The sequence below is a fragment of the Nesterenkonia halobia genome (genome assembly GCF_039536005.1).
Taxonomy (GTDB): Bacteria; Actinomycetota; Actinomycetes; order Actinomycetales; family Micrococcaceae; genus Nesterenkonia; species Nesterenkonia halobia.
This window is the reverse complement of record NZ_BAAAYG010000012.1, coordinates 37,054-48,245: the sequence shown is the minus strand read 5'-3', so window position 1 is coordinate 48,245 and position 11,192 is coordinate 37,054. Positions and strand designations below refer to the sequence as shown.

Genomic DNA, 11,192 nt, shown 5'->3' with positions numbered 1-11,192 from the left:
TGGTGAGTCTGCTCAGACTCCGCTGACCGTGACCGACGGCGGTACTGAGACCGACGGCGGCACTGAGACCGACGGCGGCACTGAGACCGACGGCGGCACTGAGACCGACGGCGGCACTGAGACCGACGGCGGCACTGAGACCGACGGCGGCACTGAGACCGACGGCGGCACTGAGACCGACGGCGGTACTGAGACCGACGGCGGTACTGAGACCGACGGCGGTACTGAGACCGACGGCGGTACTGAGACCGACGGCGGCACTGAGACCGACGGCGGTACTGAGACCGACGGCGGTACTGAGACCGACGGCGGCACTGAGACCGACGGCGGCACTGAGACCGACGGCGGCACTGAGACCGACGGCGGTACTGAGACCGACGGCTCTGCTGACGAGCCGTCCGTCACGGTCGACCCGGACACGGCGGCCCCCGGTGACGACGTCTCCATCGGCGGTGAGAACTTCGACCCGGACACCACGGTGACGGTCGAGATCACCGACGAGAACGGCGACATCGTCGACACCATCGAGGGCGTCGAAGTCGGGGATGATGGCAGCTTCACCGAGGGATGGACGGTGCCGGAGGGCATCGACCCGGGTGAGCTGACCGTCACCGCCACGGACGACCAGGACCCGAACGTCTCTGAGTCCGCCACCCTCACGGTGACGGAGTCGGGCGGTCTGGGCACTGACAGTGACGGCACCGTCGATTCGGGTGCCGGGTCTGACGGTGACTCTGACGATGGTCTGGCCGTCACCGGTCCGACCGGAGCCGTAGGCCTCGGCCTCATGGCGCTGCTCCTGCTGATGGTCGGCGTCGGCATCGTCGGCTATGCCAAGGCACGGCGTACGAGCTGACCATATGGTGAGCTGAAGCGATGACCGCTGGCGACGTCATCTCCCGACAGGGTGATGGCGTCGCCAGCGTTCGTTTCCACAGACGATCCGTGACAAGTACCAGATCGATCAAGGCCTTCCGGAGACTATGGACCTGCACGCACGTGATGACCGAGCGGCGGCGCCGCCTGCAGGGGAACCTGCCTCCGGCCCCCGAGCCCCGCGCATCGCTCGCGTGGTCATGTGGCCGCTGCTCGCCGTCGTCCTGGCCCATAGCCTGATCATCGGCCTCTGGGTCGCGCCCAGCACCGCCTTCCGCGACGCCGTCGGCTACGATCGTGTTCGTGAGTACGTCCAACCCTGGTTCCAGCAGGGGTGGTCCCTCTTCGCACCGACTCCCAAGCGCGGCGATGTGGTGTTCGAGGCCCGTGCGTTCGTCGTCGACCTGGAGACCGGGGAGGGCGAGCCCACCGAGTGGGCGCGCGTCACCGACATCGAGAACGCCCTGGTCCACGGAGACCCGGCGCCTCCGCGCACCAGGAAGGTCTCCCGCCGGACGGCCAGCTATGTCCACAGTGCTCGCAGCGATCTGAGCGACGAGCAGCGGGACCTGCTGACGGTGGACTTCTTCGAGACGCCGGTCGACGAGCTGCGCACCATGCTCGAGGAGGAGGGAGGCGGCGAATCCGGCGCCGTCGACCGATATATGCGGGCTGACGCGACCGCCACACTCATCGCGGCCGCCTACTCCGAGGTCACCTGGGGCGAGCAGGGGGAGATCATCCGCGTGCAGTATCGGACCGGAAGTCGCCGCGTCCCGCCCTATCAGCTCGAGCAGGACGAGACCCTGGATGACCAGGACATCGATTACCGCGACTACGGGTGGCGGCACCACCAGGAGCTGACTGATCAGCAGCTCGAGCTCTTCGCCCAGTACGCGACCACGGAGGTGGACTGAGGTGGACCTGCTGCGTCACCACGTCCTGGACCCGGTCCTCTCGTGGATCCGTGCTCTGGAGGATTGGCTGCTGAGCCAGCGTCGCGCGCTCCGCGGGCTCGCCGCGACCCGCGTCCTGGTCGGCATCGGAGCGCTGGGGATCCTGCTGAGCAGCTTCCCGGCGCGCCACGTCGTGTGGGGACCCGGTTCCTTCTGGGTCGAACCCATGCGGGAGGCCGGCGAGTTCGACGTCCTGACCGGACTCTTCGCGACGGACTCGCCGCTGGTCTTCACCCTGGAGTACCTCGCCCTGACCGCCGTCGCGGTGGCCTTCGTGCTGGGCTGGCGCACGCGGGTGATGAACGTGGTGCTGGTGCTGGGGATGACCGGGCTGGTCGAGCGGGCCCCGATGATCGGGAACCAGGGGGACAACATCATGAGGATCGGCCTGACGCTGCTGATCCTGATGAGCACCTCCGAGCACTGGTCCCTCGACGCGCGTCGTCGTGCGCGCGGCCGCAGAATCGAACAGTCCGGGAGTCGACTGTCCGTGCTCCGGCGCCTGCACTATGGTTTGCCGGTGCTCCCGCGATGGTTGACTGCCGCAGTTCACAACAGTGCGCTCATCACCCTGGCATGTCAGATCTTCATCCTCTACACCGCCTCGGCGCTGTACAAGGTCCAGGGAGATCTCTGGCAGTCCGGGACCGGACTCTACTATCCGTTGAGCCTGCCCGAGTTCAGCGTGCTTCCGGCTGTCAATGAGCTGGTCACGGCCGATCCATATCTGCTGACCGTGATGACCTACTTCTCGGTCTTCGTCCAGCTCTTCTTCGCCGTCGGGCTGCTGCACCCGGTCACCCGCCGGCTCTTCCTGCTCGGCGTCATCGCCCTGCATGGCGGCATCGCCGTGCTGATGGGGCTCCCCTGGTTCTCGCTGGCGATGCTGGCCTACGACGCGATCTTCGTGACCGACCGGAGCTGGCGGGCGGTCGAACGTGCCGTTCGGGCCGGCGTCCGCGGGGTCAGGAGACGCGGCTCGCCGGCCGCCTCCGACGCCGATGAGGACGAGTCTCCGCCGCCCGACGGACGTCCTGACGGGCGGGGGATCCGCCGCCGCCAGACCATCGCTGAGCGACGCGCGGGGCAGCCGGCACGCTGATCACCGGCTGAGCCTCAGGCGCAGCTGGGCACCAGCCCGAGAGTGACGGAGAAGTTCGCCGTCTGCGACGGCTCCGAGGTCCACTGGCCCGGACCGAGCGTGCGGACGGTGATCGAATACCGCGTGGAGATGCCCAGCAGGTCCTCGAGCACCTCGAGCAGGTCGGCGCTGAGCGACACCTGCGTCGTCCCCGGCCCATAGGTCTCCGAGCTGATCAGACCCTCGGGGGAGAGGACGCCGCGACGTCGGATCTCGACGGCGTAGCCCTCCGGCTCCGGTCCGCTCGCCGGCGGGGTCCAGACGATGAGTGGGCGCTGCAGCAGCCGCGGACGGCACTCCACCGGAGCCGGCGGGTTCACCGTCGAGGCAGTCAGCGCGTCGGCCCGGGCATGGACGCCGGCCGTCCATTCAGCGAGGGTGGCCTCCACCGGCGCTCGGACCGACGGAGGATCCGTCGGCGGCTGCGGGGCGCCGACGCTCACCAACAGCGCCAGCGCCCCGGTCACCGCGACGCCGGCACGCAGGCGGCGCAGACGGGGCCGTGATCCCCGGCGCCGTGTCATCTCCGCCTCCCGTCGCCGGACTCGTCCGTCGCAGCCCGACGCGTCCGCACCATCATCAGCCGTCGCCCGATCCCCAGGGACAGCATCCCGGCTGCGGCGACGATCAGCAGCGGGGCTCCTGTGGTGGCCAGCTGTCCGTCTCCCGGATCCGGCGCAGGGGAGGGAACGTCGTCCGGAGAGACGGAGATCGACTCACCCTCGCCCACGACGTGGACTCGCAACCGAGAAGCCAGGCCCGGGGCGCTGTCTCCGGAGCCCTCGGGAAGCGAGACCTGCAGTCGCAGCCAGCGCTGCTCATCGGCAGGGTGCTCGTCGAGACGTCGACGGTCCTCGTCGCCGGGGAAGAGCGTCGTCCCCTCCAGCAGCGTCCGCCGGCCGCTCGCGCAGGAGGTCGACTCGGGCCCTCTCGACACGACCGGCTCGACGACGCGCGGCGTGCCGCCCCACGGCTCGGCGCAGGACTCGACGACGACGGCCAGGGGCGCCTGGCCGCTGAGACTCAGCCCGGTGCGCACAGCCCCCGGAGACGGCGCCTGCGCCGAGACGCCGAGCTCCCACACGGCGGTGCCCCCGGGAGTCAGCTGCTGCGCGGCGTCCGGCGGCAGTACCGAGACGAGCTCGAGATGCTCGCCGGTGATGGTCTCGACTCCGGTGCCGGAACGGTCCGTCGCCGACGGCGAGGTCGCCGCCTCGGCGCGCTCTGCCATGGTCGCCGGCGCCATGAGGCCGACGACGCCGATCAGCATCACGATCACCGTCGGGGCGGCATGCCGGGGACGTGCAGGCGCCGCACCCGAGCCGGAGTCCTCGCTGCCTTCGTCGTCCTCGTGGCCTTCATCGGACTGTCCTGCGGAACGGTGCGGCCAGAACGCCCAGCCCACCAGCAGCGCGGCCCCGACGGTGACGGTGCCCATCACCCACGGATCGGACAGCCGGTGGATCGGCTCGGCCATCCCCGGCACGGACCAGAGCACGTCACGCACCTCGGTGACGGTGTAGGGCTCCGGATCCTCCGCGGCGTTGGCGTCGCCCTGCATGGTGATGATCCGCTCCTGCGGCCCCTCACCGTCCTCCACCGAAGTCACACGGTGGGTCACCGGCAGCCGTCCGGCGCGGTCGACGGTCACCACGTCGCCGACGGCGACCTCGGAGGCCGGGATCTCCTTCACCAGGGAGGCCGCGCCCTGCGGGATGGTCGGCTCCATCGACCCGGTACGGAAGAGGATCAGCGAGAGTCCGAAGACGTGGGCGCAGATCACCAGCACCATCGCGGCCAGTCCGGCCAGCGCCGCGACCCAGAGCAGCAGCTCGACGGTCAGGCGACGCAGTCGGCGCAGCAGACTCGACATGAGGGCCTCATCCGTCCGAGCTGGTGCCGAGGACGTGCCAGACCGGTGCCGCGGACTCCCCCTGGACGTCGTTCGGAGCGTCGGCGGAGAGCGTCAGCTCCAGACAGTAGTTCACCGCCGAGGCGCCGTCGGCGTCCACCGCTTGGCTCGTCTCGGCATCGGCGGTCACCGGAGTGCCGCGGCCGACCACGTCGCCCCCGCCGGCGAAGGCGTCGGCGTCGCAGGTGGTGCCGGAGACTGTGCGCACCGCGTACGTCAGCGCGTCGGGCAGGGCGCCGACATTGCCGTCGTCGCCCTGGACCTGCAGCTCGCCGCCGGCCGATCCGGCCGCGGTGCGCACGCTGAAGAAGGCGTAGCTCTGCGCGCCGGGGACCAGCGCGTCGGCGGCGGAGAAGCTCACCGCGTGCGGCGAACCCGCCGTCGACGTCGAGTACGAGGACCCGTCGGTCGAGCCCTCCAGGGTGAAGTGCCCGGCGGTGACGGTGCCGCCGAGGTGCTCGGAGTCGTTCCAGGCCGCCAGCGTCGTCGTGGCTCCCACCCCGAGCACCAGCCCGCCGGCCAGCAGCGCCCGGGCTCTGACCGAGAGGCGGTGGCGAGCGGTCTCGTCACGGGCGGCGCGCGCCCGGCCGGTCACGAGTTGTCGACCGAGGTCGCGAGGACCTCCCAGGTGACCTCAGTGGTGTCACCCTGGGCGAACTCCTCCTCGGCCGCGGTGACGGAGAAGCAGAGCTGCACCGGCGTGCCGGCGGCGTCCTCGCCAGCGGTCAGATCGATGGTCGACGTGCTGCCGACGCCCGTGCTGAGGTCCGCGCCGGAGGCCACCGTGGTGCCGGTGGCCGCGCCGGCGGCGTCGCAGGAGTCCGGATCCGCGGTGACCTCGTAGGAGAGGTTGGCGGTGTTCGTGCCGTCGGATCCGGTGATGCCGATGCCGTCGGCGGCCTCGATGGTGCCGTCCACAGTGGTGTCGGCGTCCAGCCGGACCCAGAACGGGGTATGGACCGTCTGCCCCGGGGTCATGTTGTCCGCGGAGAAGTCCAGCGTCGCGGCCGCGTCCGCGGACGCGTGGTCGGTGTAGCTCTCTCCGTCGGTCGAGCCTTCCAGGTTGAAGGCCGCGGAGCCGAAGATCCCGTCGGCGAACTCCGAATCGTTCCAGGAGGCCAGCGTCACCGCGGCGCCGACGCCGAGGACCAGGCCCCCGGCGAGCACCGCCTGGACGCGGCGGCGGGCAGTGGTCTTTCCGGACGCAGCAGCGGCGTCGGTCATGAGAGGTCCCCTCGTCTCTCCGATGGTCGGCCCCTCGCCCTCCTCAGCGAGCAGGCCTGTGCACACGAAGCACTCCACACGGCGCGGAACGCTACGTTTCGGATAGAGTAGGACAGGTCACGTCTGCTGGACAAGAGCCGGCGCCCGACCACGGAGCCGGGCGCCCCGGGAGCCGCTCAGCCGTCCAGGCGCTGACGCTTGGCGCTGATCACCCCGGTGTTGAAGCCGGCGAGGTTCAGCCCGCCGTGGAAGCGGGCGTGCTCGATCTTCACGCAGCGGTCCTGCACCGCCTCCATGCCGCGGTCGCGGGCCAGCTGCGCGGCCTCCGGGTTCCGGATGCCCAGCTGCATCCAGATCGTCTGCGCCCCGACTTCGGCGGCCTCCTCCACGATGCCCGGCACGTCCTCGGGGCGGCGGAAGATGTCGACGATGTCGGGCACCTCCGGCAGCTCGGCCAGCGAGGGGTACACCGGTTGCCCGAGGATCTCGTCCAGCCGCGGGTTGATGAAATGCACCCGATAGCTCGAGGAGCTCAGCAGGTAGGTCGCGACGAAGTGGCTGGCGCGCTGCGGCTTGTTCGAGGCGCCGACGATCGCGATCGACCGGGCGGAGCGCAGCAGCTGCAGCCGGCGCACCGGCGACGGCGGCTCCCAGATCCCGTGGGGGTGCTCGGAGTGCGCGGCGTCGGCGGTCGTCTCCGTGGTGCTCATCGGGCCTCCTCCGTCTGCTCGGTGGCCGCCGTCGCGGCCAGGGCGGCGTCCAGCGCCTGGTCCAGATCCCAGAGGACGTCGTCGACGTCCTCCAGGCCCACTGAGATGCGGATCAGGTCGTCCGGGATGCCGGCGGCGGCCATCTGCTCCTCGGTGAGCTGCTGGTGGGTGGTCGAGCCGGGGTGCAGCACCAGCGTGCGCACATCGCCGACGTTGGCCAGGTGGCTGGCCAGCTGCAGCGCCTCGATGAACCGGGCGCCGACCTCGCGGCCGCCGGTCACGCCGAAGCTGAACACCGATCCCGCGCCCAGCGGCAGCACCTCGCGCGCCCGCTCGTGGTCCGGATGCGAGGGCAGCCCGGCGTAGTTGACGTAGGAGATGCGCTCGTCGGCCTCCAGCCACTCGGCGATCCGCTGCGCGTTGGCCACATGCTCGCCCATCCGCTGCGGCAGCGTCTCGATGCCCTGCATCAGCTGGAAGGCCGCCTGCGGAGTCAGCGAGGGGCCGATGTCGCGCAGCTGCTCGGAGCGCAGCTTGGTCAGGAAGCCGTACTCGCCGAAGTTCCCCCACCAGGAGAGGTCCCCGTAGGAGGGGACCGGCTCGGTCATCGAGGGGAACTTCCCGTTGTCCCAGGGGAAGGTGCCGGCCTCGACGACGACGCCGCCCAGCGTGGTGCCGTGCCCGCCGAGGAACTTCGTCACCGAGTGGACGACGATGTCGGCGCCGTGCTCGATCGGCCGCAGCAGGTACGGGGTGGTCAGCGTGGCGTCGACCACCAGCGGCACCCCGTGCTCATGGGCGACGTCGGCCAGCCCGCGCAGGTCGGCGACGTCGGAGCTGGGGTTGGCCACCGTCTCGGTGTAGACGACCTTGGTGTTCTCCTGCAGCGCGGCGCGGAAGGCCTCCGGGTCGGTGGTGTCGACGAAGGTCGTCTCGATGCCGAAGCGGCGCAGCGTGACGTCCAGCTGGGTCACCGTGCCGCCATAGAGCTTCGAGGAGGCCACGATGTGGTCGCCGGTGCCGCACAGCGCGGCGAAGACCAGGAACTCCGCGCTCATCCCGGAGGCGGTGGCCACCGCCCCGATGCCGCCCTCCAGCGAGGCCAGCCGCTCCTCGAGCGCGTTGACGGTCGGATTGCCGATCCGCGAGTAGATGCTGCCGTACTTCTGCAGCGCGAAGAGGTTCGCGGCGTCGTCGGTGTCCTTGAAGACGAAGGACGTCGACTGGTGGATCGGCACCGCCCGGGTGCCGTGGACGGCGTCCGGGACGGCCCCGGCGTGCAGCGCCCGGGTGCGGAATCCGAACTCTCTCTCGCTCATGCGGTCTCCTGGGTCGAGGGGCGGGAAGCGGCGGTGCCGCGCGCGTCGCAGATCGCGGCGATCTGCTCCACGCAGTGCTCATTCTGCAGGCTGGTGGTGTCGCCGAGGGCCGCGCCGTCGTGCAGCTGGGTCAGCAGTCGGCGCATGATCTTGCCGGAGCGGGTCTTGGGCACCTCGGGCACCGGGATCACCCGCCGCGGCTTGGCCACCGGGCCGATCACCGCGCCGACGTGGGCGCGCAGCCCGGCCAGCAGCTTCTCCTCGGCCGAGTCACCGTCCGAGTCGGCGTCGGCGAGGCGCGCGCGGGCGGCGTCGGTCAGCACGACGAAGGCCACGGCCGCGTGGCCGGTGGTCGGGTCCTCGACCGGGCAGACGCCGGCCTCGACGACGTCGGAGTGGGTGACCAGCGCCGACTCGATCTCGATGGTCGAGAGCCGGTGGCCGGAGATGTTGATGACCTCGTCGATGCGGCCGAGGATCCACAGGTCGCCGTCGGCGTCCTGCTTGGCGCCGTCGCCGGCGAGGAACCAGCCCTGCTCGGCGTACTGCGCCCAGTAGGAGGTGTAGTACCGCTCCGGATCGCCCCAGACGGTGCGCGCCATCGACGGGCCGGTGCGGGTGAGCACGATGTTCCCCTGGGTCTCGGCGTCCACCGGCGCGCCGGCGTCGTCGACGACGGCGGCCTCCCAGCCGGGCATCGCCCGGCTCGCGCTGCCGGGCTTCAGCGTGCGGGTCGCCGCGTCCTCCGGGCGCGGGGAGAGCACTGTGGAGCCGGACTCGGACTGCCACCAGGTGTCGACCAGGGGGAGCGCGGGCCGTCCGGCGTCGTCGACGGTGTCCCGGCCGATCTCCCGCCGGATCCACCGCCAGGCCTCGGGGTTGACCGCCTCGCCGACGGTGCCGGCCAGCCGGATGCTGGAGAGGTCGTATTCGGCCGGGACGCCGTCGGGGAAGGCGCCCATCAGCGAGCGCACCAGCGTCGGGGCGGTGTAGTAGCTGGTCACTCCGAGGCGCTGGATGATCTCGAAGTGCCGGCCCGGATGCGGGGTGGTCGGCGTGCCCTCGTAGATCACCTGGGTCGCCCCGGCGGCCAGCGGCCCGTAGATCTCATAGGTGTGGGCGGTGACCCAGGCCAGATCCGCCGTGCACCAGTGGACGTCCTCGCCCCGCCGCGCGGGATCCGGGTGGGCGAAGAGCCGCAGATGGGTGAACAGCGCCCCGGTCAGATAGCCGCCGGTGGTGTGCACCAGGCCCTTGGGCTTCCCGGTGGTGCCGGAGGTGTACATGATGAACAGCTCGTGCTCGGCGTCGAAGAACTCCGGCTCGTGCACCGGCGAGGCGGCGTCGACAACGTCGCCCCAGGCCACGTCGCGGCCGGCGGTCCAGGCCACCTCCGAGCCGGTGCGCTCGACGACCAGCACGTGCTCGATCGCGTTCTCCCCGGCGACGGCGGCGTCGGCGTTCTCCTTCACCGGCACCGCCTGTCCGCGGCGGAACTGCCCGTCGGTGGTGACCAGCAGCTTCGCGGCGGTGTCCTCGACGCGGAAGCGCAGCGCCTCGGCGGAGAAGCCGCCGAAGACCAGCGAGTGCACCGCCCCGATCCGCGCGCAGGCCAGGGTGATGACCACGGTCTCGACCAGCACCGGCAGGTAGATCACCACCCGGTCGCCGGCGCCGACGCCCAGGGCGGTCAGCGCGTTCGCCGCGCGGTTCACCTGGTCCTGCAGCTCCGCGTAGGTGACGTCGCGCCGGTCGCCGGGCTCGCCCTCGAAGTGCAGGGCGACGACGTCGCCGCGGCCGGCGGCCACATGGCGGTCGACGCAGTTCACCGCGGCGTTGAGCGTGCCGCCGGAGTACCAGCGGATGTCCGGGCCGCGCTGCGCCTGCGGGTCCGGCGGGGTCCACGAGTGGGTGGTCTCCCAGGGCGTCTGCCAGTCCAGCAGGGCGGCCGCCGTCGCCCAGAACTCCAGGCGCTCGTCCTCGGTCTGCGGGTCGGCCCAGGCGTGGACGTCGGCGGCCAGCGGCTCGGCGGGCGCGACGGCGGTCTCGGCGAACGTCTCGGCGAACGTCTCGGCGGCCCGGGTCACCGGTCACCGTCCGGCACCGGCTCCGGGGCGTGCACCTGGGCGAACTCGCTGCGGTGGAAGACCAGCGGCCGGACCGCCTCCTGCTCGTCCACCGAGACGTCGAGGACCTCCAGGACGACGATGTCGTGGTCGCCGGCGGTGACCTGGTCGTGGATGCGGGTGGTCAGCGTCAGCGGCGAGCCGTCCAGGGTGATCGCGCCGTCGTCGCCGGTGCTTCGGGCGACGCCGTCGAAGCGGGAGGCGCGGTCCTTCGAGGCGATCTGCCGGCACAGCCCGTGCTGGCCGCGGCCGAGCACCGAGATGCCCAGCCGGCCGGCGCCGTCGCGCAGCCGCGGCCACGTCGAGGAGGTGTGCTGCACGGCGAAGGTGACCAGCGGCGGATCCAGCGAGACTCCGACGGTGAAGGTGGAGGCGATCAGCGCCTCCGGGGTCCCGTCGACCTCGGCGGCGACGGTGACCACGCCCTGCGGGAACTCGGCGAAGGCGCGGCGCAGCCGCAGCGGATCCAGAGGCGTCGGCGTCCCGACGTCGACGGACGTGGCGGGGGCCTCGGCGGCGAGGGCGGGTGCGGATGCTGGCATCGGCGATTCACTCCCATCGGTCCTGGCGGTAGCACCCGACTCAAACGGGTTGCTGCGGCGTCGACGAGCCAGATCTCTCAGCCGCTCGGGATGGATACACGGTTCACGGTACGGGGTGCCGATGCCCGGGTCCAACGTGGGGCTCATCATGTGAGACGTGATGTCATCCGGCGTCATGCGCCCCGGCGGGCGTCGCCGAAGGTGTCCGGAATGTGGACCGCGACTCCGAGGAACGTCGGAAGGACGTGTACAGTGCGGTCCGTACCATCCAGAGCGGCCGAGAGACCTGGCTCGTCGACGCCGCAGCAACCCGGATCCGCCGGGTGCTAAAGCCAGGACCGATGGAGGTCTCCTCCCTCGCGCACCCCCGATCGGCGGCTCGCTCC

10 protein-coding genes, 1 pseudogene and 2 riboswitches are annotated in these 11,192 nt (G+C 71.2%); of the genes and pseudogenes, 3 read left to right on the top strand and 8 right to left on the bottom strand.

Translation table 11 applies throughout. The annotated features are described in order from the left end of the window. The 3 genes and pseudogenes from ABD652_RS12430 to ABD652_RS12420 all read left to right on the top strand — a co-directional run. Window positions 1–856: pseudogene (locus tag ABD652_RS12430) on the top strand (hypothetical protein); the annotation flags it as partial. 220 nt (window positions 857–1,076) lie between these two features. Beyond that, window positions 1,077–1,793: a DUF5819 family protein gene (locus ABD652_RS12425; RefSeq protein ID WP_344721842.1), complete on the top strand. Its 717-nt coding sequence runs from the start codon at window positions 1,077–1,079 to the stop codon at window positions 1,791–1,793. Window position 1,794: 1 nt separating this feature from the next. Further along, the gene (locus ABD652_RS12420; protein WP_344721834.1) at window positions 1,795–2,934 is read left to right on the top strand and encodes an HTTM domain-containing protein; all 1,140 of its coding nucleotides are present in this window, start codon (window positions 1,795–1,797) and stop codon (window positions 2,932–2,934) included. 14 nt (window positions 2,935–2,948) lie between these two features. Here ABD652_RS12420 and ABD652_RS12415 read toward each other — a convergent pair whose 3' ends face one another. From ABD652_RS12415 to ABD652_RS12380, 8 genes are all read right to left on the bottom strand, one after another. Further along, complete coding sequence (locus tag ABD652_RS12415; RefSeq protein ID WP_344721832.1) at window positions 2,949–3,497, bottom strand: hypothetical protein; 549 nt, start codon at window positions 3,495–3,497, stop codon at window positions 2,949–2,951. Next, window positions 3,494–4,846 (bottom strand): signal peptidase I, encoded by a 1,353-nt coding sequence (locus tag ABD652_RS12410; protein ID WP_344721830.1) that lies wholly within the window; start codon window positions 4,844–4,846, stop codon window positions 3,494–3,496. The genes ABD652_RS12415 and ABD652_RS12410 overlap by 4 nt, the downstream gene beginning before the upstream one ends. A gap of 7 nt (window positions 4,847–4,853) precedes the next feature. Beyond that, window positions 4,854–5,480 (bottom strand): SipW-dependent-type signal peptide-containing protein, encoded by a 627-nt coding sequence (locus ABD652_RS12405; protein ID WP_344721828.1) that lies wholly within the window; start codon window positions 5,478–5,480, stop codon window positions 4,854–4,856. Continuing rightward, complete coding sequence (locus ABD652_RS12400) at window positions 5,477–6,109, bottom strand: SipW-dependent-type signal peptide-containing protein (RefSeq protein WP_344721826.1); 633 nt, start codon at window positions 6,107–6,109, stop codon at window positions 5,477–5,479. The genes ABD652_RS12405 and ABD652_RS12400 overlap by 4 nt, the downstream gene beginning before the upstream one ends. A gap of 176 nt (window positions 6,110–6,285) precedes the next feature. Beyond that, window positions 6,286–6,819, bottom strand: coding sequence for a CoA-binding protein (locus ABD652_RS12395; protein WP_344721824.1), 534 nt, complete (start codon window positions 6,817–6,819; stop codon window positions 6,286–6,288). Continuing rightward, a complete protein-coding gene (locus tag ABD652_RS12390; RefSeq protein WP_344721822.1) occupies window positions 6,816–8,138 on the bottom strand; it encodes an O-acetylhomoserine aminocarboxypropyltransferase/cysteine synthase family protein in 1,323 nt (440 codons plus the stop codon). The genes ABD652_RS12395 and ABD652_RS12390 overlap by 4 nt, the downstream gene beginning before the upstream one ends. Then, entirely contained in the window at window positions 8,135–10,225 is a 2,091-nt protein-coding gene (gene acs / locus ABD652_RS12385; RefSeq protein ID WP_425574581.1) for an acetate--CoA ligase, read from the bottom strand. The genes ABD652_RS12390 and acs overlap by 4 nt, the downstream gene beginning before the upstream one ends. After that, entirely contained in the window at window positions 10,222–10,806 is a 585-nt protein-coding gene (locus ABD652_RS12380; RefSeq protein ID WP_344721820.1) for a flavin reductase family protein, read from the bottom strand. Before ABD652_RS12380 ends, acs begins: the two co-directional genes overlap by 4 nt. Window positions 10,807–10,816: 10 nt before the next feature. Next, window positions 10,817–10,903: riboswitch (SAM riboswitch) on the bottom strand. Between the two features lie 164 nt (window positions 10,904–11,067). Beyond that, window positions 11,068–11,154, top strand: a riboswitch (SAM riboswitch). Window positions 11,155–11,192: the final 38 nt, after the last annotated feature.

Excerpts from the sequence above, each read along its gene's own strand:
- ABD652_RS12425 (WP_344721842.1), top strand. The coding sequence starts at position 1,077 with ATGTGGCCGCTGCTCGCCGTCGTCCTGGCCCATAGCCTGATCATCGGC.
- ABD652_RS12415 (WP_344721832.1), bottom strand. The coding sequence starts at position 3,497 with ATGACACGGCGCCGGGGATCACGGCCCCGTCTGCGCCGCCTGCGTGCC.
- ABD652_RS12410 (WP_344721830.1), bottom strand. The coding sequence starts at position 4,846 with ATGTCGAGTCTGCTGCGCCGACTGCGTCGCCTGACCGTCGAGCTGCTG.
- ABD652_RS12400 (WP_344721826.1), bottom strand. The coding sequence starts at position 6,109 with ATGACCGACGCCGCTGCTGCGTCCGGAAAGACCACTGCCCGCCGCCGC.
- ABD652_RS12395 (WP_344721824.1), bottom strand. The coding sequence starts at position 6,819 with ATGAGCACCACGGAGACGACCGCCGACGCCGCGCACTCCGAGCACCCC.
- ABD652_RS12390 (WP_344721822.1), bottom strand. The coding sequence starts at position 8,138 with ATGAGCGAGAGAGAGTTCGGATTCCGCACCCGGGCGCTGCACGCCGGG.
- ABD652_RS12380 (WP_344721820.1), bottom strand. The coding sequence starts at position 10,806 with ATGCCAGCATCCGCACCCGCCCTCGCCGCCGAGGCCCCCGCCACGTCC.